The organism is Flavicella sediminum, assembly GCF_006381105.1.
In the GTDB taxonomy this organism is placed as follows: domain Bacteria; phylum Bacteroidota; class Bacteroidia; order Flavobacteriales; family Flavobacteriaceae; genus Flavicella; species Flavicella sediminum.
In genome coordinates, this window is record NZ_VDET01000002.1 from 1,256,158 (window position 1) to 1,280,264 (window position 24,107).

Sequence of the window (24,107 nt, forward strand, 5' to 3'; positions counted from 1 at the left end):
TCGTCTTTTTTGATAATTCTCTTTAAATATTTTAGTATTCGTTTAAATTATTTTAGTACTTTTGCTCTATAAAGGACAAAAAGGTCTTTTTAACTTAATAAGAAAGATATGAATACTCAAAAACTTACATTTTACTCTTTAAAGGCTACATTCATGTTTGCTTTACTTGCTTTTGTCAGCGCTTGTGGAGATAAAAAAACAGAAAAATCAGTGGAAGATTCTTCAAAAATTGCTGTGTATACCGAAATGGAAGCCGAGCTTACTGCTCCTCCAAATGTTCCTGCTCCTGTTGGTAATAGGGTGGCAAAAAAGTTAAAGGTCAATATGGAAATTTTAGAAGAAGAAGGAGAAATGACCGATGGTGTAAAATATGTGTATTGGACATTCGGAGGTTCTGTACCGGGTAGTTTCATTAGAACTCGAGTGGGGGATGAAGTAGAGTTTCACCTAAAAAATCATCCAGATAATAAATTGCCGCATAATATAGATTTACATGCGGTAACTGGTCCAGGAGGTGGAGCAACTTCTTCTTTTGTTGCACCAGGGCATGAGGCACAATTTTCTTTTAAAGTATTGAACCCAGGTTTGTATGTGTACCATTGCGCTACTGCCCCAGTAGGAATGCACATTGCAAACGGAATGTATGGTTTAATTTTGGTAGAGCCAGAGGGCGGTTTGCCTAAAGTAGACAAAGAATATTATGTAATGCAAGGCGATTTTTATACCAAAGGAGAAAATGGTGAAAGAGGTTTACAGCCTTTTGATATGCAAAAAGCAGTAGACGAAGACGCAGATTATGTAGTGTTTAATGGAAAAGTTGGCTCTATGACAGGTGATAATGCACTTACAGCTAAAGTCGGCGAAACCATTCGTTTGTTTGTTGGTAACGGGGGACCTAATTTAGTTTCATCTTTTCATGTTATTGGTGAAATATTCGATGTGGTTCGTGTAGAAGGTGGTAGTTTGGAAAATAAAAATGTGCAAACAACTTTAATACCCGCTGGTGGTGCCGCCATTGTTGAATTTAAAGTAGATGTTCCTGGAACTTTTATTTTGGTGGATCATTCTATTTTTAGAGCATTTAATAAAGGAGCCTTGGCTATGTTAAAGGTAGAAGGTGAAGAGAATAAAGGGATTTATTCTGGAAAAGAAAAAGAAGGAATTTACCATCCGGAAGGTGGGGCCATTCAAACCATGCCTCAAGGTAAAAAGGTGCCTGCTGAAGTGGCTTCTTCTTTAAAAGAAAAAATTGCTTTTGGTAAAACAAGCTATATGCAGACTTGTTTTGCTTGTCACCAAGCAGAAGGTCAAGGTATACCTGGAGCTTTTCCTCCTTTGGCAAAATCTGATTATTTAAATGCAGATGTGGATAGAGCCATAGATATTATTTTGAATGGAAAAACTGGAGAAATTAAAGTAAATGGCCAGACATATAACAGTGTCATGACCCGTCAAAATTTAACTGATGAAGAGGTTGCAAATGTTTTGACTTATGTATACAACAGTTGGGGCAATTCTAAGAAAACCGTAACGGCTACAATGGTAAAAAACAGAAGAAACGGAGGTCATTAATTAAGACTTAAGAACGAAGATGATTTCTAAAATTTACAACATACTATTTTTTTTATGCCTGGGTTTACTGCAAACTCAGGCACAAAATAATGCCATGAAATTGGTCAAAGGCGGAAGTTATATTCCCTTGTATGGTGTAGATACCGTTTTAGTAAAAGTTCCTTCCTTTTTTATGGATGTATATCCCGTTACAAATCAAGATTATGTACAATTTGTAAAGGACAATCCGAAATGGAAAAAATCCAAAGTCATTCAATTATTTGCCGAAGAAAATTATTTACGACATTGGCAAAATGATGAAGAAATTGGTGTGGAAAATCTTCCTGTAGAACCTGTGGTAAATATATCCTGGTTTGCTGCAAATGCTTATTGTGAATGTCAAGGAAAGCGCTTGCCTTCTATTGATGAATGGGAATATGTAGCCATGGCAAATGAAAAAATGGCCGATGCCCGAAAATTAAAAAGCTACAACGAGTTTATTTTAGCTTGGTATGAAAAACCAAAACCTAAAAACAATCCGATAGGTTCCACCTTTAAAAATTATTGGGGTATTTACGATTTGCATGGATTGGTTTGGGAGTGGACTTCGGATTTTAACAGCGTGTTAGTTTCAGGTGAATCTAGAAAAGATGTAGATACCGACACTAATTTATTTTGTGGAAGTGCTGCCATTGGTGCTACCGATTTGATGAATTATGCGGCTTTTATGCGCTATGCCATTCGAGGTAGTTTAAAGGCGAATTATGTCATGAAAAATTTAGGTTTTCGTTGTGTAAAAACTGCGGATACCATTAAAAATAAATAAAATGAAAATATATATAAGTCTACTTTTACTTGTGTTTTCTTTTTCTGCTTGTCAGAACAAAAAAACAAAAACGAATGAAATTGTGTACCAATGTCCTATGAAATGTGAAGGAGAGAAAACCTTTGCGCAAAAAGGAATTTGCCAGGTTTGTAAGATGAATTTACAAGCCCTTTCAAAAAGGATAGAACAAACGACTGAAATTTCTGAAAGTTCAATTTTTAATCTAAGCTCAAGTTGGACAACAGAGGAAGGAAAAGTAATACAATTGGCAACATTAAAAGGAAAACCTTTGGTACTGGTTATGATTTATACAAGCTGTAAAGCTGCTTGTCCCCGATTGGTTGCCGATATGCGGAATATTGAAGCACAGATTGAAAAAAATGAAGCATTAAATTATGTTTTGGTCAGTATAGATCCAGAAAATGATACACCTGAAAGACTAAAAGCTTTCGCTATAGAAAATAAAATGGATGCTGAACATTGGATTTTCTTACAAGGATCGGTAAGTGGAGTAAGAGAGTTTGCCAATGTTTTGGCCGTAAAATACAAACAAATTTCACCTATAGATTTTTCGCATTCTAATATCATAAGTGTATTTAATGCAAAAGGTGAATTGGTGCACCAACAAGAAGGTTTGGGGGTAGATAATAAAAGCACAATTGCAAAAATTTCTGAATTAACAGCTTCACTATAAAAATCACAAAACAGCCTATTTCTTAAGGCATTTGTATAGAACTAAGCATCGTCTAATTTTCGTTAAATGGAATTTAGAACGATGCTTTTGTGTCTAAACGAAACAAAATCACCATTCACCGAACCTGTGCTTTTTTACGTCGAATAAACACATAGACAGCGGAATAAGCACGTATTTTTGAAGTATAATTAAAGATGATTGCTCATGAAGAAAGTTGTTCCTATTTCGTTTTATAACCTAGGTTTACAATACTAAAAACAGAAGGTTTTTGCTGTTTGTAAAATTACCCACTTAAAGGTAAAATGAATCTATTTTAGAAGATTTTAAAGTACCAATATGCCAAGTTTTAAATAAGGATCATAAAAAGCGAAACTGCTCATAAAGTAATAACTGTCATAGCAAGCCATTAAACTACACAGAAAAATAGTACTAAGTGTCGTTTTTAGTTAAGGCATAGTCGTTAAATAGTATCACGGATCGATTGTGATTCACAATTAAATCTGCCCCCAGAGCCCTTTAATGGGAATTAAGCCTCTTAGTATTTTTACTAAGGGGTTTTTTGCCTGGTATTTCTAATGAATTAAAGTTTACCATGAAGTACCAAAAATTAATTGAATTCAATGTAAACGTTTTTTTGTATTGTGACTTAATATAAAAAGACACACGGTTGCTGCCAAGTGTCTTTTTTGTTTTTATAAGGAAATTCTTTTAGTAAGAAATTACTAGAATGTGTAAGTTTATTTTCTAGAGAACGAAGGCCCTTTTAAAAAATGCCATTGAATTCTTAGGCCAAATTCAGTATAAGTAAATCCATTTGCATTGGCAGATGTAACAGCAGAGGCAATATTACTTTGCAATCCATAAATATTGGCAACCAGTCTGCTGCTAAATTTATAGCCTAGTTTTGCCTGAACTCGATAAGTACTTTGCTGTGCTTGATCTTCAATATATTGCAAACCTAATGCGGCGTTTAAATTGTAATAAATACTTTTGTTTTTAGTTGAATATTCGTCTTTCATTAAATCAATAAAGATTTCATAAGCTTTAAATTTTTCCGGACTAAAATAATCATTAGGTACTTGGTCTTTAAATGAAATGGCTTGGAAATTAAAACCAGCTTTTAATGCGGGCTTGCTCAAAATATTGTAATAAAGTGAGGTAAACAATAGGTTTCTTGCGTTTCCATCACTTTGTGCAGTATAATAATATTGGGTAAACCAACCCAAGTTAAAATTGGTACCCATATTGTAATTGGCGAAGAAATTATTTTTCACAATTTCTTTTTCCAATAAATCGGCATTAAAAGTTTCCATTTCACGTTTGTATCCTATTTCTAAAGAATTTAATTTAAAAGGTTTTAAGTTTAAAGAAATGGTGGTTAGGAAATTTTTATAGTTTTCTGTTTCAACGTCTGTTGAAACAATTCCTAACAAAGCATTTAAAGAAACGCTAGGAGCTAATTGTTGTGTTATGCCGGCAAATACACTATGTACACTGGCGCTGTTATTTTTAAAATCGTTTTGGGTGGTTCGGTAGCTATATTGACCTTTTAAAGTTGTTTTTGTTGAAATAGGATAAATGATATCTAATTCTGTTACAATGGCGTTATTTTCTCCATTGTCGAAGGAATAAGCGGTTTTAGAGGTGGCATAAGGTGTAAAGGACTTATCCAACCCTTTTATAAAGTTTACAACATCTTTTTGTTTGTCGTAATATTTTAAGGTTTGTTTGGCGGCACTATAGGCTTCTTTGTATTTTCCTGAAGCTTTTAAGGCATTTGCCTTTCCTAAATTTCCATCAAAGGAACTGGCTTCTGTTTCTAAAATTTTATCATAATCTGTAATGGTACTTTTAAAATCTCCTTTGTAAATATTTAAGGTAGCTCTTAATGAAATTGGCCAAGTTTCTTTTGGATGTTCGTTAATCAGTGTGTTGATGTCACTTTCAGCTTTTTTGTATTTTTTATTCCAAATTAAAGCTTGAACATTTCGAGAGGCTGTTTGTTTTTTTAATTCCTTATCGCTAATCTCACTCACCATTTGCATGGCTTGGTCACTTATTTTTAAAGCAGCCTTGTTTTTATTTTCAAAATGAGCAATTAAGGATAAGCCATTTAATGAAAAAACACTGTCTTTTTTAGTGGTGGCTAAATCGTAGTACACTTGTTTTGCATTTTCGTATTGCTTTGCAATTACGTAGGTGTTGACTAGATTTTTTAAGGTAGCTTCGTCTTTTTCAAACAACAACAAATTGCTTTTTAGGAAGGAAATAGCTTCCTCGTATTTTTGTTGTTTTGTTAAAGCATCTGCATAGCCTAGTTGAATGTACTTTTTAGAAACCATGGCATTCGGATTTCCAGGAAGGACTACCAAGGCTTTGTCTACAAATAGTAAAGCTTCAGGATATTTTTTTAAATTAGATAAGGTATTGGCAAATCCTAAAAGAGCAGGGAAACTCGTAGCGTTTTCTGCCGCCAAAGTTTTATAGTACTTTTCTGCTGCTTCAAACTGTTTGTCCCATAATAAAGATTCGGCATAATTTAATTTTATTTCAAAATCACCAGGATAATCTTTTAACATTTCTGTAAAAATACCCACGGCTTTCGGCGCGTCTCCGTGTAAGCCTACCGCTCTCCCATAACACAATTTTGCTGTTTTATTAGTGGGGTAGTCTTTTAGTACTTTTTGAAAGAAAGCTACAGCGGGTTCATATTTTCCGGTTTCTAAATAGGTAAAACCTTTTTGCATGTCTTGCGAATAACTTTTTGTCGCAGTAAAAACAAGGATGAATAAATAAAAATAAACGGTTTTCATAGATCTAATTTTTTTAATTTCTTATGCTTGCAAGTTAGGTACTAATGTATGTATTTTCATCTATAGAAATGTTCTGTTCGTCGAAATCAATTGGACACTCGTTGAATATTCGAATAGTTTTACGCTTAGTTATGAAAATGGAGAAAAAAAGTATTAATTTTAGGACAAGCATTTGGAAAAAGTATTAGTGCCTTTAAAAAATAAAAAATAATATGAAAATTGTAGCTATTGACGATCAGCAATTGGTTCTTTTATCTTTAGAGAAACATTTGACAAGTTTAGGATATCAAGTAAAAACAGCACTAGGTGGAGAAGAAGGGATTAAGTTGATAGAAGATTTTCAGCCGGAATTAGTGATTGTAGATATCAATATGGACGGTATGTCTGGTTTAGACATAGTAAAACATCTACGTTCAGCAGGAAATAAAGTGTCCATAATGGTCATGTCTGGAAATACAGATGAAGATACCATTGTAGATGGTTTTGATTTGGGTATTGATGATTATATGAAAAAGCCAGTGCAATTAAGTGAAATCTCAGTAAGAGTAAGACGCTTGATTGGTACTCCAGAAAATTTTGAAAAAAAAGAGCATACACACAATGTTCAAATATCTAAAAGTTGTGTAGGGGTCGTTATTCCTTGTTATAATGAAGAGTCCCGTTTGTTGAGTAAAGAATTTACAGATTTTTTAGATACCAATTTAGGTTATCATTTGTGTTTTGTAAATGATGGTAGTACAGACAAAACTTTAGAAGTATTGAACGATTTGGCCAAAGGTCGAGAAGATTATATTTCGGTATACGATTGTGCACAAAATGGAGGTAAAGGGGAAGCCGTTCGTCAAGGAATGTTGCATTTAGTAAAAGATCCTCAACTAGATTATTTAGGGTATTTAGATGCCGATTTATCTACAGATTTTAAAGATTTTGACGATTTGGTTACGACTATTGAAAGTTCTGATTTTCAAATTGTAAGTGGGTCTAGGATTGCACGTATGGGTGCCGATATCAATAAGGAGTCAGCTCGTGAAATTATTAGTTTGACCATCAATTTTATCATTCGAAAAATTTTAGGAATGAATTTTAAAGACACACAATGTGGAGCTAAAATTATTCGAAGAGATTTAGTGAAAATAGTTTTTAAAGATCCATTTTTAACGCGATGGTTATTTGATGTTGAGATTTTTAAACGTATGGGAAATATCTACGGAAGAGAAAAAGCTGTGGCTATGATTTGTGAACAACCTTTAAAAAGATGGATTCACGCTGATGGCTCTAAGCTTTCTATGAAAGACTCTTTTAAAATTATAGGTCAGTTAGGCGAAATTGCGATAAAATATAGAAAATAAAAAGGCCTTCATTTATTGAAATGATCTATGGATATTATCAAAGCTTTAAAGAGTAAAAAAATTAGTCCCGAACAAATATTTATGTTAAGTGGACTCGTTGTAAATGCAGGAAACTATTTGTATAATTTAGTTTTAGGTCGTGTTTTAGGTCCTGAAAAATTTGCAGATGCTGCCGTTTTAATCACGTTTTTATTGGTTATTTCTTTTGTGGCGATGTCTTTTCAATTGGTTACCGCAAAGTTTGCGCTTTCTTGGAGTTCAGAACAATATCTTGTTTTTACCAAACAGTTGTTTTTATACGCTTTCTTGGCAGGAGGTGTTTTGGGAGGTGTGATTGTTGTTTTTTCGGGAAATTTACAATCCTTTTTAAACACCACTTCGTCGGATATGTTTGTGTATTTTGGCTTAGGTGTACCTTTTTATTTTTTAATGAGTGTCAATCGAGGAGTTTTTCAAGGCAAGAAAGAATTCATATCCTTGTCTGTTACTTACCAAGTAGAGATGTTGAGTAGAGTGCTTTTTACGTTTCTACTACTTTATTTTTTAGATTTAGATACTTCCGCTTTAATTGCTGTGGGTATAGTTTTGTCTTTTGTTTTCGGAATTTTTCCTGTTAAAAATTTGAAAGCCCTGCTTCAGCAAAAAGGGGTGTTAGAAAAGACTCAAAAAAAACAAATAGCCACCTTTTTTGTGTTGACAGCTGTCTATGAAATGACACAGATTATTATCAACAACAGCGATATATTATTGGTGAAACATTATTTTGATAGCTATGAAGCAGGTTTGTATGCTTCCTTAGCTTTGATTGGAAGAATGGTTTACTTTATTGCTTGGATGTATGTAATGATACTTTTGCCAACTGTTGTCAAATTAAAAAAAGAAGGGAAATCAACCTCGCATGTATTGTATAAATACATAGGATATATTGGCCTAATTTCTTTTTTGATTGTATTTGTGTGTTTGCTATTTCCAAATCAAATAATCCTTTTATTGTTTGGAGACCAGTATGTAGAAGTGGGACATTTACTATGGAAATATGCTTTGGCTACTTCCTTATTTGCTGTTTCTAATATATTTGCATACTACTATCTTTCCTTAGACAGGTATTTTCCAGTTTTGTTTTTAGCGCTGTTAGGAATTGCACAAGTTTTGTTAATTGTATTGTTTCATTCAAGTTTAGAGCAGGTTGTACATGTACAAATACTAGCCATGTTTGTCCTTTTAATCGCACAGTTTCTCTATTATCTCATAGATCAAAAGAAAACTTCATCGACATAAAACTTCCTTTGGGCGAAGCAAATTTGTTTGCAGCCGAAGTTGACCGATGAAATTTAAATAATAGTAGCATTTTTGAACCACATAAAAAAAATAGATATGAAATTAGCCATTGTAACTGCTTACCCACCAAGTAAAATTACCTTAACTGAGTATGCGTATTATCTAGTGAAATCTTTTAGACAACACAATGATGTTGAGGAATTGATTTTATTGACGGATAAAACAACGGGTAAAAAAGACATTGAATTTGAAGAGGATGGTTGTAAAATAACGATCAGAGAATGTTGGAGCTTTAATAGCTATGGAAATTTATTTTCGGTGTCTAGTGCTATTTCAGAAACAAAACCTGATGCGGTGCTTTTTAATTTGCAGTTCATGAAGTTTGGAGATAAAAAAATACCCGCAGCCTTAAGCTTACTATTGCCTTATGCTTGTAAGGTGAAAAAAATTCCTACCATAGTATTGCTGCACAATATCATGGAAAAAGTTGATTTGGAAAGTGCAGGTTTTACAGATAGTAAAATCATGCAAAAAATTTATGGTTTTATAGGAACTACACTTACAAAGTTTATTTTACAGGCAGATAAAGTGGCTGTTACAATGGAAAAATATGTTACTATTTTAGAAGACAAATACAAAACAAATAATATTGTTCATATTCCTCATGGGACTTTTGAAATTCCAAAAGAACCAGATTACAGTCTGCCAGAAGGACCCTTAAAAATTATGACTTTTGGAAAGTTTGGGACCTATAAAAAAGTAGAAATAGTAATTGATGCCGTGGAACAATTAAGAAAGAAAAGACCTGATTTGGATATGGAAATTGTTATTGCAGGAACCGATAATCCAAATGTTCCGGGGTATTTAGACGGTGTTAAAGAAGCTTATAAAGAAGTAAAACAGTTAACTTTTACAGGCTATGTTGAAGAGGTAGAAGTAGCCCCACTTTTTAATGAAAGTGCCATGGTTATTTTCCCATACACTTCAACTACGGGTAGTTCTGGAGTGCTGCATCAGGCGGGTAGTTATGGAAAAGCAGTAGTAATGACTAATTTAGGAGATTTGGCTAGTTTGGTAGAGCAAGAAGGCTACAAAGGAGAGTTTTTCTTACCCGATAATGTAGGGCAATTAGCCGATGCGATAGAAAAAATTGCCACCGATGAAACGTATAGAACAGAGCTAGGAAGCACCAATTATAAGGCCGCTACAGCCTTGCCAATGGAAGTCATTACAAGAATGTACTTAACAGAATTTGACAAATTAATTCAACAAAAATAAATTTTCAATTCGAAATATATTTGAATGATTTTTTAGGTTTTCCACGACTGTCGATAAAACCAAATTTTTTCTGAGCATTTTTTCTCCATGGAAGTTTACCCACAACTGCCGTGGGAATGTTTTTATAATCGTACAAAGTCCAAGATAGAAACTGTACATCATTTTCAGTAAAAATGCTTTGCATCGTTTTATGAAATTCTTCTTGTGTGCTTTCTGAACTTCCAAAAGGTTTCCAAATTCCTCTATAAGAGGATACACCATACTCTCCTAGAGCTATGGGTTTGTTTGGTATTTCTTGTTTTAGTTTAAGATACGCCTCTTTAAAGAGTGCTATGTCTTCATAGTAGTGAAAGGTAATCAAGTTCAATCTGTCTTTTAACAAAGTTGCATTTTCAATTTTAGCCCACCCCACAGTAACAGCGTGTTTTTGGTCAATTCTTTTAATGGTTGAAATGGTTTGGTGCAACCAAGCAATCACTTTTTCTTTTCCTCTAGAAGTAAAATCTAAATCGGGTTCATTTTTTACATCCCAAGCAAGTATGGCATTGTGTTCTTTAAATTCTTGCACAATGGTTTGCGCGTGCTGCGTGGTAAGTGTCCAATCTAAAACAGAATAATCTCCGTAAAAATCAAAAAGTGTTACAATAACCTTCAGGTCTTTTTGTTCAGCAATGTCAAGCAATTCTCTAAGTTTTTTTAGCTTTTCAGGTTTTAATTCAGCCTTTCCAAAATCTTCATATTGTATAAAAACACGAATGGTGTTTAAGTTTGCATTTTTAATAATTTCAAAATCTTTGGCAAGGGTTTCTTTATCGAAATTATCGCCAAAAGTATCCCAAGCACTGTTTTGTGGGTAGTAATTAATTCCCTTAATTTTATGATTCGGGTATTGTTCAAATACGATAGTTTCTTCTTCGTTTTTTTGCGTCGGTTCTTTTACCAAATGACGTATTCTCCAAAAACCATCTTCTAATAATAAAATTGCCTTATAGTCCGATACTTCACTTTTTTCAATCAGTAAGGAATCATTTTTATAAACGCGCTTGTATTCTTTTACGCCATAATCGGTAAGTGAAATTAGCTGCCCATCTTCACTAAAAAAATTAATTTTAGGATGGTGCTCCAGCGTTGTTTCCTCAATATGAATGTTTTCTTTTTTATTGAAATTAATAAATTCAAAAAGATTTTTTTCAGCACTGTCTGTATAATAATCTTCAATTCCTTTGATGGTGTTTGTATGGTAAGAAATATGTTTGATATACCAAGCATCCATATAGTTTTTTTCTATATTCCTTAGTGTCTGCTCGTCCATTTTACGACCTACATTTGTCATAGGTGCCCAAGTTATATTAGGGATGTACTGACGTGTTTGAAAGACTTCCGCTCGAAGCATTTTAGATCTGTCGGCCCCTGTGTTTAAGAAACTGAAAAGAGAAGAAACTCCGAAAATTAAGACACCAAGTAAAGACATAAATAACAGGATTGAAAGTGAACGAATTGTAAGTTTTTTTAAATTTACCATACGCTTTTGTTTTTGAAAATTTTGCTGATCTCAGCGGTTGTAATTTTGAAATTATAAATTTGATTTTTATAATTTTCAGGATCTAAAATAAATTTCACATACCCGTCGTTAGATGTGGAAATCATGTATTTATGTGTGGCTCCTTCTTCGCCAATTTCAAGTTCTACACGCAGTCCATCAGGAATCATTTGTTCCATAAAACTACGCAAAGGGCCCACAGTAATTTCTCTATTATTTTCTGAAAAAACAACATCAAAGTCTGTAATAACTTGTTGAAAAGATAGCGTAATGGGAGTGCTTTCTGCCATACCGTACACAAAGGCTTTTATTTTCCATTGTTGTTCATGGTCAGGATGTACAAATTTAGTTTGTCCAACACCGTTTATGGTATTGCAATTGGCGCTAAGAATATCACCATTTTTGTCTTCAATAATAATACTTACAGCCGTTCCATCTGTTACTAAATTTCCAAAAGCATCTTTTATAACGGAAGTTTTTAAAGTGCAAATTTGGTTGCCATCTGCATAATTGTGGTTGCTTTCGGCAGTAATTGTAAAGTTAGAAGGCAATGAAGCCCAAACATTCAATGTATGTTCTGTAGATTGTTTGTTATTGCACTTGGAAGAAATTAAAAATCGACCTGTTTTTAAGGGAGAATAAATTGTTTCGTAACTTAATAAATCTTTTACTACTAGCTGTACAGTGTCTTCCTTGGCAAGAAATTGTTTTTTAAAAGTAACTTTAGAATTATCCATTACTGGGTTGTCTAAAGTATCTATGGGAATCATGACAGACATAGCGAAATCGATACCTCCAGCTTGCACACTTGGCGGACCAACATAGGTTTCAATTTTAGACACAATGTCGTCACTTATAATGTCTACCTTTCCTTGTTGTATTACTTTTTTATTGTGTATTAAGGACCAGTTGACACGGCCTCTTTTGTTGGCAATATTAGTAGGAATTGTGTAAAACAAATATTTTTGAACTCGTGTTGGGTCAATAATAGTAGTTCCAAAGCTATTGGTAAGATACAGGCTTGGTGTAAAGTTTTCAGAGTTGGTAAAATTTAAGGAAACAAAGGTTCCAGCCACAAAAACCGTATCCGTGGTTTGTAAAACCAAACTTTTTTGGTCTTGTGTATTTTGACTTATAGCAAGCTGATAGCAAAGTCCGAATAAAATTAATATGTAACTTTTAATGTTCATTATTTGGGGTTTCCTATAAAATTATTTATTTCAACTTTTATATAGCAAGCCATATTGTTTTGTATACTTTGTAGCTTTTGTGTCCCGTGTTTTTGAATTCTATCAGGAACTACGGCGCTAGCAATAGTTGCATTTGGAAATCCATTGACGAAACAATTTTCCATAGAGGTGTTTATGGTTTCAAGAATTGCAAAGTCTTTTAAGGTATAGTTAAAATATCTTTTTCTTTCCTGGCGCACACCTTCTTCCAAAAACAAATGATCTACCCAAATAATATCTCGGTTTTCATTATAATAAGAGATTAAAAGTTGCGGTATGGTTACCTCTTGAATGCCGTTGTTAAACAAAAAACCTGAAACATCATTTTCTCGTACTTTTAGCTGATTTACAACCGTGTTTTTATACAAATTGGTAGTGGTTACACTTCCTATTGCTTGCAAATTAAATTTTGTAGGTTGGTGGCTCAATTCAATCGGGGTAAATTCATCCGGATTAAAGGTTTTTGGAATTGAGTCTTTTGTTTTGGACCAAGCAATGCCTTCAAAATTAATTTTAAAACTCGTAATTTCTTTCGGCATTAATTTATGTTTTGTAGAATGCTTGCAGTTGTAGGTTGCCAATTCTAAGTTGTCATCATTGTACAAAGTTCCTTTTAAAATGACATCAGCAGGTACATTATCAATATTCTGAACTTCTCCAATTAAGGCGTAGCTATTGTTAAATTTTACGAGTTTAGAAGATAATATTTCTAAAACAGGACGTTTTAAAACATCTTCATGATGCGTCTGTTCTGTGGTAATTTTTCTTCGCCCGTGATTAAAATATTGTGTGGAATTACTTACGTAAAGTTGATTAGGAGGTAAGTCTGAGTCTGTTTTTTTTAGTTTGACAAACCATTTTTTTCCATGAGCTACAAGATCGTGATCTGTTTTTCTGCTTAATTTTTCTAAAGGGGTAATCCACTCGGTGTAAACTCGTGCATGTGCCGTAGAATCATTTTTATAACTTATTGAAACGGCAATAGAATCTAATTTTGCATAGGAGCCCAAAATGCCATCTCTTACCGAGAGTTCCAACATAAATTGTGCAATTTTAATTTTGTTGTTAGGATCCACAAGGCTATGTGCCTTTTCATATTCTTTAAAATCCAAAGCGTTGTAGTAGGCTTTTACAATATTTTCAGGACTTTGGTGAGAAATATTTTTAACATAAAATAGATAGAAACCGTAACTGGCACAAAGTATTAAAAAGGCGATCCATACATGAATAATTTTAATAATTATGGATGGAAATTTGAGGTATTCAATTTCATAATTTTGATAATTCGGAATTTCGGCTATTTTCGTTTTTAATGTTCTTCTCCAAATCATCCGTAAATTCACCAATAAAACAATCAAAACGGTAGATACAGGAATTAAGCCCCACATTACTTTTTGAAAGGTGGCTATTTCGTCCTGTTGTAAAATAGAGGCAATAGGTGGAACGTTTAATTTTTCCCACACCATAATCCCATTTTCTAATTGTTGCAATCGTTGCCAGCCACAGAAATAGAGGATAGGATCGTAAAATTTATCATTGGAGAAAATATATTTTAAATTGTATTTTTCAGGAACCGTCAAAAATTGTTGCAGCGACCCCAGACCTTCAATTCCTTTAAATTTTGAATTTTCTAAACGTTCTATAGCTCTTGTTGTCAATTCTGGAAGTCTTCTGGCAGAATGATAATTACCATCCACACTCAAGGCTTTTGTATTGGCACCTAACCAAGCCATTTGATCGCCAAAACCGAGGGTTAAATAACGCCATTTATCGTGTTGATCTTGATTTAAAAAATTAACTATGGGTAAAGTTTTTATTTTCTGAGGTTGTGACGGCCTAAAATACCCCATGTTTAAAGTAAAAATAGCCATGAAAATATAAAAACTAACCAACAGTGCTCCAAACAAACGATGGTATACGGCACCAAATTTATTTTGCATGAGCTCTTTTAAGTCACCCTCAGCCAATCGGTAACTAAATTCACCAAATAAAGGCATGGACATTAAGGATGCCCATAAAGTAAATCTATCTAGGGTTAAAATATTAAAAGCATTTTCGCCTAAAAACAATTTTGGAATCGGTGTTGTACCTCCTGTTCCTAATATGGTCAAAACTGTAATTGAAATTCCAAAGCAGATATATCTTTTACTATAATACCTGTAAAATACATAGGGAAGTATGGCTAGCAGAATTCCCCAAGGAATTAAGAAAAAAACCAAACCTGAGGAGGTTACTTCAAGAAAATTATCTCTGGATCCATGTGGAATTGGAATTTGAGTAATCGGATTGTTTTTGGTGTTGATCCAATAAGGAAGAATGCAAAAAACAATTAAAAATAAAGAAGAGAGCCCAAAGCTTAAAATTCGTCTAAATAATTTGAATAAGGTTTGTAAGAACAATCGAAAAGTTACTTTTTCAAAACTGCCAACTTGGTCTTTTGCGGTGTCTAAAATGGCCAAACCAATCAAAGGAAAGATAAAAAAGACCATTCCAAAAATGGGGGTTACATGATGAGAGCATACCATAACTGCCATCAAAGCAAGTGAGCTTACTAAGTATTTGTATTTCCCTGTTTTAAGCCAAAGATAAATTTCGGGCATGGAATGCATTAACAAGGAGGCGCCTATTATACTTGGTAACTGACCGAAAAGATGTAAGGTTTCAATAAATGTAGAGGAAAAAACGGCCAAAATTGCGGCATAACCAGCAGCTTTTCGAGAAGCAGTAATTAATAAGGAAAAGCGATAGGATCCGGTAATAAATAAAATGATGGCAATAAATGCCACAACAAAGAGCCCGAACTTTAAACCCGCTACAAAAGAAAATAAGCCTATAAATTGATGTACCAATGGAGGATAGCTCATTACGGTAAAGCCTGTATACCATTTGTAGTTCCAAGGTTCAAACCAAGAAGTTGAATAGTGCTCAGCAAAGAATAAATGAATCAGGGCATCATACGTCTTCTCTAAAGTGAAAAAGATGGCGGTACCATGAAATAGGAGACCAAACAGTAAGGCAACTATAAGATATTTATTGGTTTGTTTCTTCATACAAGAAGCAATTTTTGGGGCTTAATATAATTAAAATAAAATTACTCGATTTAGAATATCTGTCGTCTAAAGTAAACGGGCGTTCATCTACTGAAAGGCGCAGTTCGTCGAAGTTTGTCCCTGATTGATTCTTACAAGTTCTAATTTAGTAAAAAATCAGAGGATAGACATATGAAAATTGGGATTATATTACCATGTTTTAATATTGAAAAGCATATAAATCTGGCTACTATTTTTAGTTTGATTGAGCTTTATTCAGATTTGCATTTCTGTTTTGTAAACAATGCAAGTTCTGATGATAGTCTGAGTATTTTAGAATATATAAAAAGAGAAACAAATGAAGAGGTTAGTGTTTTAGACATTAAAAGAAATAAAAGTCAAACAGCTGTGTTAAAAGCTGGGGTTAGGTATTTAAATACGAAAGTAAATTTAAAGTGGATTCAATCGATTCAAATGGATTTTAACATGAGTTTGAAAGAACTCCGTGTAATTTTTGATCGTACCATTTTAAGAAGTGAGGACTTGTCTGAAGATACAATTTATCAAATAAGTCAATCACGAAACAAACGTTTCAATCAAGTTTTATAGGGAATTGTAGGGGATTTCTTATATGAAAAAAAGCCTTCTTTTTAAAGAAAGAAGGCTCTGATTGAATTAACAAGAAACAGGTTCTTTTTCTAAAAGAACTTGTTTTTTTTTGTCCAAATGGTAATGCCTCAACGCATGTTCTTTTTGTCGGTCAGAACTAAAACTTGCCACTTTTTTAAGATACCCAATAACTCGTGTGGCATGATCTATATTTCCAGAACCACATTTTTCACAGCTATAATTTGTTTTTTTATCAATATGTAGACAATCTCTACAAACGGTAATTTTTATATTGAAGCAAAAATAATTGCAACCTGCTTTGGCAGTGGCATATATTAATTTGATAAAACCGTCTTTGTTCGGAGCTTCTTCTAAATTTAGGTGTAAGGCTGAACCTCCATCTAAATATTTAATGATTTCATTTCCGTGTAAAATAATTTTATCTAGGGTATTCGTGTTTTGGTCTTCTACTGCATAGAAATAAGAATTGTAACAATCTCTAGGTACAAATAAACCATCTTCTCTGTCCCATTTGGCATTTTTAACTCCTAAATTTTCGGCAGGTACAAATTCTGTATTAAACATAAATCCATACTTTTTTTTAGCTTCTTTGTTGGCTTCAAAAATTTCTTTTAAATAGCTGTTCACAAATCTTTTATAAGGGGCATTATTGCCTACAATGTATCCTTGACTTTCAGCGGCCTCTGCCATGCCGTTAATTCCAATGGTTAAAAATTGTTTGTCTAAAGAAATATATCCCGCTTGGTAAACGGGTAGCAAACCTGCCGCTTTGTATTCTTCTATTAAAGTTCTATAGGCTACTTGGTATTTATGAATTTTCTGAACTTCTTCTAAAATATTGGCTCTTTTTTGAACCAATCGATTCATGTTTAAGGTGATGACATTGATAGATCCTGTTGCCACACCTCCAGCTCCTAAAGAATAACTAAATGTGTTGTCGCTGATTTCACTTCTTAATCGACAGCAAGAAGCTAAGCTATCAGCATTTTCCGATTGGTAGATAAAAAAGGAATTCCCTTCAGCCAATTCTTGTGCACACATTTCAGTAAAGGAGTTGTCTACCGGTTTTCCGTCTTTTATTAACATGGCAGCAGTTACTACAGGAAAGGTTAAAATGGCTCTGTTACGTTCTTGATTGAACCATTTCATGAAAAATTCTTGTAATTTTTTTACACTTTCCCATTTTGGTTTTTTCATATCAGGAAATACAAAATCTCCGAACATACTATTAAAGTAGGCTTCATCATATAAGGATATATTCCAAAAAACAGACTGGTAGCCTCTAGCAGCTGCGGGTTGATTTACGGCATAAACTACATGCTGAAGGTGATTGGAAATAATATCAGAATGTGTTTCTAAGTACTCTTTTCCATAATCTCGTGCGGCAAAATGATCAAAATACATTAAGAATTCTACGGTGGCTAAGGCACCTGCAAATTGCGAACTTATGGCAAATACTAAATTGACAAATTCGCCACAAAAACTTTCCAAATGCTGAGGGGCTAAACTTTCTCCTCCTAATTTGGTGAGACCGTCAAATAAAAATGGATACATGCTAATAGATACACAATAGGGCTTAAGTGAAGTTTCGTCATGTACGTAAATTTCATGCGCTTCTATTTGTCGTATATATTCCTGAGCAGTGTCTTCACCAAATAATTCCACAATTTTTCTTCTAATCAACGCGCGGTTTACTTGTATGTTTATGTCTTTGTTCAATTCAGCTTCCATGGTAGCAATATTTTTGGAAGTTACATTGGCATTGGCGTCTACTTTAGATCCGTCAGCGGCATTTGCAGAATTTATATAACGGTCTATAAAATTAATTTTTTGATTTACTTGTTCATCACTTAGTCGTATCATAGGTATCTGTTTTTTGAAATAAATAATTAAGGTTTTGATTTGTTTTTAGATTGGTAAAAATTTGATTCGTATTTTTAGAGGAAAGTCCACCTTGTGCTGCGATCCACTTTCCTGTTTTTAAAAAAGTGAGTTGCTGTTTTAGGTTTGAAGAAATAGACTCTTCACCTGTATATAAACAGCTTTTGTAATTTTTAGCCTTCGCTATTTTAAGTAAGCCAATCAATTTTTCTTCATGCCATTCACCCCCCATAAAAAGCACACAGCTAGCATAGCCTTTGTATTGCTCTAAGAATTTATTAAAAACATTTTCTGTCATTAATATACCGTTTCCTTCTTTCCAAAGAAAAGGAGAATGACAGCCTTTGCATTGCAGCGGACAACCACAAATGGAAAAGCTCAAACTTATTTCACCGGGAACCTCTTGAAGTACTACTTGAAAATCATGATAGAACATAGGGATAATTTTACAATAAAAGACTAATTAGTGTTTTATAAAAATATTCATAAAATGAGCTAGAAAATCAAGAGGGTAAAATGAGTTATTAAGAAATTTATCAACAGAAGATAAATTAATCTTTTAATTAGGAAAATCTATTGTTTAGTGTGTTTTTATCATCTAAACATGATAATTATCATATGAATACCTGTGTTTAATCAGGTTCTTTACAGTTCTAAATTAAAAGGAAAAATTATGCCTATTAAAAGTTATTTAGCACATCCGCATCAAGGAAAAAAAAGTGAATTAATTAATGAATTGACGGCGCTTGCTCATTGTGAAGTGATTCCTGCAGAAAATAAGGATTTATTGATTTTGGTAACGGATACGGATAGCAAAGACCAAGAAGAAAATTTGAGAGCGCAACTAGATGCTATTTCAAGTATCAAATTATTGGCCATGGTTTCGGGTTTTAATGCTTCAAAAAATTAATAGCGTATGTATACTTCAATTTTATCAAACAGAAGAAGCTTTATAAAAAAGATGGCTGTTTTGTCGGCAATGACAGCAGCTGCAACAATGTTTCCAGGGATTTTATTTGCGGATGAACAAGAACGTGGATTGCCTAAAGGGGGTAATTTAGATTGGAAAAAAGCGCCCTGCCGTTTTTGTGGTGTGGGTTGTGGTGTTCTTGTCGGTATAGAAGACGGCAAAGCAGTTGCAGTAAAAGGAGATCCAAAATCGCCAGTAAACAAAGGGCTGTGTTGTGTAAAAGGCTACCATTCTGTAATGGCCATGTATGGGAAAGATCGTTTGACACATCCTTTGGTTAAAAAGAATGGTAAGTATGTAAAAACAAGCATGAAAGAAGCTTTGGATTTAATTGCTTCTAAAATGACAACAACAATTAGAGAGCACGGAAAAGATTCTGTGTCTATTTATGGATCTGGCCAGTGGACCATTCCTGATGGGTATGTGGCTTCTAAGTTGTTTAAAGGTTGTATTGGAACCAATAATGTGGAGGCCAATGCGCGTTTGTGTATGGCAAGTGCTGTAACTGGTTTTTTGACTTCTTTTGGAATAGACGAACCTATGGGCTGTTATGAAGATATTGACCATGCGGATGTTTTTATTCTTTGGGGAAACAATATGGCTGAGATGCATCCTGTTTTATTTTCAAGATTGTTAGATCAACGTTTGAAAAGAGGGGTGAAAATTATTGATTTTGCCACACGTACCACAAGAACCAGTATGGCGGCGGATAAATCTATCTTATTCAAACCCAATACCGATTTGGCGGTTGCCAATGCCATTTGTTATGAAATAATAAACAAGGGTTGGGTAAATAAAGATTTTGTAGAAAGTCATTGTAACTTTAGCAAAGGATCTACAAATATGGGTTATGGTCTTGAAGATAATTATTCTTTTAAGGACAAGCCAGAAAAAATAAATTTTGAAGAGTACAAAGCTTTTTTAGAAGATTATGCTCCTGAAAAAGTAGAAAAAATATCTGGAGTTTCGGCAAAAGACATCAAATATATGGCTGCTTATTATGGAGATCCTAATAAGAAAATTATGTCTTTGTGGTGTATGGGAATGAACCAACATACACGTGGAACTTGGATCAATAACTTGGTGTATAATATTCATTTATTAACCGGTAAAATTTCTACACCAGGAAATAGTCCTTTTTCATTAACCGGACAACCAAGTGCTTGTGGTACGGTAAGAGAAGTGGGAACATTGACACATAAATTACCACACGGTGTGGTTATGAATGCTGACCATAGAGCACATGCAGCAAAAATTTGGAATGTGCCTGTTGAAAATATTGATCCTAAGCCAACCTATCATACGGTTGAAATGTTTAGGGCTTTGGATAGAGGTGAAATAAAATTTATGTGGATTCAAGTTACGAATCCTATGGTAACCATGCCAAAATTGAAGCGTTACAGAGATGCTACTAAAAAAGAGGGACGCTTTATTGTCGTTTCTGACATTTATCCTACCCCAACTACTGATATTGCTGATGTTATCTTGCCATCAGCAATGTGGGTAGAACGTGAAGGAATGTATGGTAATTCTGAAAGAAGAACACAATATTTTGAGCAAATGGTGCAACCTCCTGGGGAAGCCATGAGTGATACTTGGCAGCTGATTGAAGTTGCGAAAAGAATGGGCTTTGAAAAACAATTCTATTACAAAGAAGAAACACATATTGAAGAAATATACAACGAGTATAGATTGCATCATGAGGGGAAGAAACATGCCATGGCACCTTTGGAAGTTTTAAAAGCAGAACCCGGAGCACAATGGCCTTATGTAGATGGAAAATCAACTCAATGGCGATTTAATTCTAAATATGATCCTGCCTGTAGCAATGGAGAAGAATTTGATTTCTATGGAAATAAAGATGGAAAGGCCATCATTTGGCAACGTCCTTATGAGCCTGCTCCTGAAGAACCGGATAATGAATACGATTTTTGGTTGTGTACCGGTCGTGTTATTGAGCATTGGCATACGGGGTCTATGACAAGAAGAATTCCTGTATTGCACAAAGCCATGCCACATGCCTATGTTGAGTTGCACCCAGAAGACGCAAAACGTATGCAAATTAGAACTGGGGATGCTGTAAAGCTGACTACAAGAAGAGGTACTATGAATTTTCCTGCATCTGTAAATGAAAGAGGCATACCGGTAAAAGGTCAAGTATTTGTGCCCTTTTTTGATGAAAATTTATTGATCAATGATTTGACCTTGGATGCGTTTTGTCCTATTTCAAAACAACCAGATTATAAAAAATGTGCCGTTAAAGTTGAAAAAGCATAAGCTATGAAAAGACTAGGAATCCTATCGCTATTTGTTGTTTTGGTTGTTGGCTTTGTTTTCGTTTGGAATCGCAGTTATGAAGCCGGACTTGAAGATGCTTATGTGCCTTTAGAAAAGCAAAGTCAAACCTTAGAAATTCCCTCTGAAAAAGGAGTTTTTGAGCGTTCAAAATACGCCTTGGATTATGCCAATATGCCTATTGATGAAAATCATGAAAGAAGTTTAAAAACCTATTATGATAAGAGAGCCTATCATGGAGCACCTCCAAGTATTCCTCATGAAGTTTTGGATGAAAGAAGTATGGGCGGGGCAACTTGTTTGAAGTGCCATGAAAATGGAGGTTATGTTGCAAAATGGAAAGCATATGCACCGGTAACTCCACATCCAGATAAGGTAAATTGTCGTCAATGTCATGTGCCAGAGCACAGCAATACCTTGTTTAGAGGTACAAATTTTGAAAAGGTAAAAGCACCTGCTGTGGGAATTTTAAATAAGGCTTTAAGATCTAGTCCACCTGTTATTCCCCATCAAATTCAATTGAGAGAAAATTGTTTGGCATGCCATGCAGGTCCAAGTGCACCTAAAGAAATTAGAGTTTCGCATCCAGAGCGTGTAAACTGTAGACAATGTCATGCTTTGAATAATAAAGAAGTGACAGATATCGGGATTTTTATAAGAAAATAAGAGATGAGAATAGGTATGATACATCGTGTTTTAGATAGCATAAAAGCTTTTCGTTTGGATTGTAAAGAAGCCAAAAGAAGAAGTGAAGTGATGAAGGTTCGGAAAGCCCTACACAAGCAATATCGCAAACGCAAACATAGTTTGGTTTGTTTGTTGTTGATTGCGACGGTTACGGCTTCTTGTAAACATCATGAAGAAGAATATCATAGTGTTGTCGATAAAATTGAAGCAAAAAGTAAAGATTATAAAGAAACGTCCATCAGTTCTGAAATCTTTATTCAGGATTTGCACACCATTGAAATATCAGAAGGCGGACATACATTTTTGATTCCAGAAAGGAAAGGTCAAATCAAATCGTACGCCTGTACTGAATGTCATACAAAACCGTTGGCTCAATTAAAAGGGAAAGATTTAAAGAAAGCGCATTGGAATTTGACTTTGAGACATGCCGATGAGCATACCATGAATTGTATAACATGTCATAATGGAAATGATATGGACAATTTAAAAAGTTTGACAGGCGCCAAAATTGACTTTAATAAAAGTTACAATTTGTGTAAACAATGCCACACCAAACAATTTGAAGATTGGAAAGGTGGTGCACACGGAAAAAGATTGGAAAGTTGGGCAAATCCGAGAGCATCTATGACCTGTGTAAATTGTCACAACCCACATAAGCCAAGCTTTGAAAAAAGATGGCCAGCGAAGTTCAATACGCAGAAAGTAAAAGAACGTAAATGATACAATTGGTAATAATAGTTGAAAATTTTAGGTATGGGTACAGATAAAAAAAAGTGGTTTTCGTTAAATCTGACCAAAAAGAAAGAAAGTAGTTCTTGTGGTTGTGGTAGTAATTCTGGTGGATGTGGTTCACATCAGAAGGTTGAAAAACCAAAGAAAAACGATGGTTTTGATCAGGTTCTGAATTCTTCAATGGATAGAAGAAATGCATTTAAACAACTAACGGCAAGTTTGCTAGTTGGTGCTGGAGCAGTTACAACTGCTTGTAGCGTTACAGGCGATGAAAAAACGAAAGAAAAAGCCCAAATAGATTGGGAAGAGCAGTTCAAAGGAAATTATAAATTAATGTCCGATGACGAGAAAACAGCAACTGTAGATAGGTTGGTGCGTAGGCATCAGTTAAAAACAGGAGACCAATTAACTATTTCTTCTGAAACAGCTGAAGAAAATGTTTTGTTTGGTTATGCTTTTAATATATCGAAATGTCAGGGATATATGGATTGTGTAAGTGCTTGTGTGGAAGAAAATAACCAAGACCGGAATTCACAAATGGAATACATCCGTATTCATGAAATGAAAGATGGGAAAGGTTTCAATTTTAATGAAGCCGATGATAATTTTTATCATGAAGTACCTGCCGATGGTCATTTTTATATGGGAACCCAATGTTTTCATTGTGACAATCCACCTTGTGTTGAGGTTTGTCCGGTACAGGCCACTTGGAAAGAGCCCGATGGAATTGTAGTCGTAGATTACGATTGGTGTGTTGGTTGTCGTTATTGTATGGCTGCTTGTCCGTATGATGGTAGACGATTTAACTGGAGTAAGCCAGAAGTTCCTGCGGAAGAAATTAATAAAAACCAACATTATTTAGGAAATAGATTGCGTAAAAAAGGGGTGATGGAAAAATGTACTTTCTGTATCCAACGTTCTAGAAAAGGAAAAAATCCTGCTTGTGTTGAGGCATGCCCTACTGGAGCAAGAATATTTGGAAATTTATTAGATCCGGATAGTACCATTAGATGGGTGTTAGAAAATAAAAAAGTTTTCCGTTTGAAAGAAGATTTGGGGACAGAGCCTAAGTTTTGGTATTTCATGGACTAGGCTTCGATAAGTTCCGTCTAGAGAGTTGGTTTTAAAAAACTGAGTCTATGTTTTGATCTTTTGAACTAAAGTTTTTGAAAAAAATTAAAGAAGTGTGTCATCTCGAGCGGAGTGGAGAGGGATGGTTTATGACCAAGGAGATAAAAATAGGTCTTGACTCCGCTTGACCTGACAAATTAGGGGTTGTAATTAAATTTGTGTGAAGGATTGAAGCGGCATCCTTTTTTTCTTTT

The 24,107-nt window shown here is 34.3% G+C and carries 18 protein-coding genes; 12 read left to right on the forward strand and 6 right to left on the reverse strand.

What is annotated here, in order from left to right:
• The first annotated feature begins 108 nt into the window (after positions 1–108).
• Genes nirK through FGM02_RS05530 form a run of 3 tightly spaced genes read left to right on the forward strand, consistent with a single transcriptional unit; the run spans position 109 to position 3,071 of the window.
• Positions 109–1,572, forward strand: a complete 1,464-nt coding sequence (gene nirK, locus FGM02_RS05520; RefSeq protein ID WP_139957310.1) for a copper-containing nitrite reductase — start codon at positions 109–111, stop codon at positions 1,570–1,572.
• 19 nt (positions 1,573–1,591) lie between these two features.
• A complete protein-coding gene (locus FGM02_RS05525) occupies positions 1,592–2,377 on the forward strand; it encodes a formylglycine-generating enzyme family protein (protein ID WP_394344435.1) in 786 nt (261 codons plus the stop codon).
• A 1-nt stretch (position 2,378) separates the two neighbouring features.
• Entirely contained in the window at positions 2,379–3,071 is a 693-nt protein-coding gene (locus FGM02_RS05530) for an SCO family protein (protein ID WP_243739357.1), read from the forward strand.
• A gap of 737 nt (positions 3,072–3,808) precedes the next feature.
• Here the strand turns inward: FGM02_RS05530 and FGM02_RS05535 are convergent.
• Positions 3,809–5,884, reverse strand: coding sequence for a tetratricopeptide repeat protein (locus tag FGM02_RS05535; RefSeq protein ID WP_139957312.1), 2,076 nt, complete (start codon positions 5,882–5,884; stop codon positions 3,809–3,811).
• 212 nt (positions 5,885–6,096) lie between these two features.
• Here FGM02_RS05535 and FGM02_RS05540 point away from each other — a divergent pair, with 212 nt between their 5' ends.
• The 3 genes from FGM02_RS05540 to FGM02_RS05550 all read left to right on the forward strand — a co-directional run bounded on the left by FGM02_RS05540 (position 6,097) and on the right by FGM02_RS05550 (position 9,789).
• Entirely contained in the window at positions 6,097–7,233 is a 1,137-nt protein-coding gene (locus FGM02_RS05540; protein ID WP_139957313.1) for a response regulator, read from the forward strand.
• Positions 7,234–7,260: 27 nt separating this feature from the next.
• Entirely contained in the window at positions 7,261–8,511 is a 1,251-nt protein-coding gene (locus FGM02_RS05545; protein WP_139957314.1) for an oligosaccharide flippase family protein, read from the forward strand.
• Between the two features lie 96 nt (positions 8,512–8,607).
• On the forward strand, positions 8,608–9,789 hold the full coding sequence (locus tag FGM02_RS05550; protein WP_139957315.1) for a glycosyltransferase: 1,182 nt from the start codon (positions 8,608–8,610) through the stop codon (positions 9,787–9,789).
• A gap of 4 nt (positions 9,790–9,793) precedes the next feature.
• Here the strand turns inward: FGM02_RS05550 and FGM02_RS05555 are convergent, their stop codons facing one another.
• Genes FGM02_RS05555 through FGM02_RS05565 form a run of 3 tightly spaced genes read right to left on the reverse strand, consistent with a single transcriptional unit; the run spans position 9,794 to position 15,608 of the window.
• Positions 9,794–11,311: a glycoside hydrolase family 2 TIM barrel-domain containing protein gene (locus tag FGM02_RS05555; RefSeq protein WP_139957316.1), complete on the reverse strand. Its 1,518-nt coding sequence runs from the start codon at positions 11,309–11,311 to the stop codon at positions 9,794–9,796.
• Positions 11,305–12,519, reverse strand: coding sequence for a hypothetical protein (locus FGM02_RS05560; protein WP_139957317.1), 1,215 nt, complete (start codon positions 12,517–12,519; stop codon positions 11,305–11,307). Before FGM02_RS05560 ends, FGM02_RS05555 begins: the two co-directional genes overlap by 7 nt.
• The gene (locus tag FGM02_RS05565) at positions 12,519–15,608 is read right to left on the reverse strand and encodes a hypothetical protein (RefSeq protein WP_139957318.1); all 3,090 of its coding nucleotides are present in this window, start codon (positions 15,606–15,608) and stop codon (positions 12,519–12,521) included. Before FGM02_RS05565 ends, FGM02_RS05560 begins: the two co-directional genes overlap by 1 nt.
• A 171-nt stretch (positions 15,609–15,779) precedes the next feature.
• On the opposite strand from FGM02_RS05565, the gene FGM02_RS05570 reads away from it, so the two are divergent.
• On the forward strand, positions 15,780–16,196 hold the full coding sequence (locus tag FGM02_RS05570) for a glycosyltransferase (RefSeq protein WP_139957319.1): 417 nt from the start codon (positions 15,780–15,782) through the stop codon (positions 16,194–16,196).
• 66 nt (positions 16,197–16,262) lie between these two features.
• Here FGM02_RS05570 and nrdD read toward each other — a convergent pair whose 3' ends face one another.
• Together nrdD and nrdG are read right to left on the reverse strand one after the other, a co-directional pair.
• A complete protein-coding gene (nrdD, locus tag FGM02_RS05575; protein ID WP_139957320.1) occupies positions 16,263–18,080 on the reverse strand; it encodes an anaerobic ribonucleoside-triphosphate reductase in 1,818 nt (605 codons plus the stop codon).
• Positions 18,064–18,534, reverse strand: a complete 471-nt coding sequence (gene nrdG / locus FGM02_RS05580; protein ID WP_139957321.1) for an anaerobic ribonucleoside-triphosphate reductase activating protein — start codon at positions 18,532–18,534, stop codon at positions 18,064–18,066. Before nrdG ends, nrdD begins: the two co-directional genes overlap by 17 nt.
• Before the next feature lie 237 nt (positions 18,535–18,771).
• Between nrdG and FGM02_RS05585 the strand changes: the two genes are divergently transcribed.
• The 5 genes from FGM02_RS05585 to FGM02_RS05605 are packed head-to-tail and all read left to right on the forward strand — an operon-like array spanning position 18,772 to position 23,874.
• Positions 18,772–19,008, forward strand: a complete 237-nt coding sequence (locus tag FGM02_RS05585; RefSeq protein ID WP_139957322.1) for a hypothetical protein — start codon at positions 18,772–18,774, stop codon at positions 19,006–19,008.
• Between the two features lie 6 nt (positions 19,009–19,014).
• Positions 19,015–21,345 carry a molybdopterin-dependent oxidoreductase gene (locus FGM02_RS05590; RefSeq protein ID WP_139957323.1) on the forward strand — a complete coding sequence of 777 codons (2,331 nt, stop codon included), beginning with the start codon at positions 19,015–19,017 and terminating at the stop codon, positions 21,343–21,345.
• A gap of 3 nt (positions 21,346–21,348) precedes the next feature.
• Positions 21,349–22,029, forward strand: coding sequence for a multiheme c-type cytochrome (locus FGM02_RS05595; protein WP_139957324.1), 681 nt, complete (start codon positions 21,349–21,351; stop codon positions 22,027–22,029).
• 3 nt (positions 22,030–22,032) lie between these two features.
• On the forward strand, positions 22,033–22,770 hold the full coding sequence (locus tag FGM02_RS05600; protein WP_243739358.1) for a cytochrome c family protein: 738 nt from the start codon (positions 22,033–22,035) through the stop codon (positions 22,768–22,770).
• Positions 22,771–22,803: 33 nt separating this feature from the next.
• On the forward strand, positions 22,804–23,874 hold the full coding sequence (locus FGM02_RS05605; RefSeq protein ID WP_139957325.1) for a 4Fe-4S dicluster domain-containing protein: 1,071 nt from the start codon (positions 22,804–22,806) through the stop codon (positions 23,872–23,874).
• Positions 23,875–24,107 lie beyond the last annotated feature (233 nt).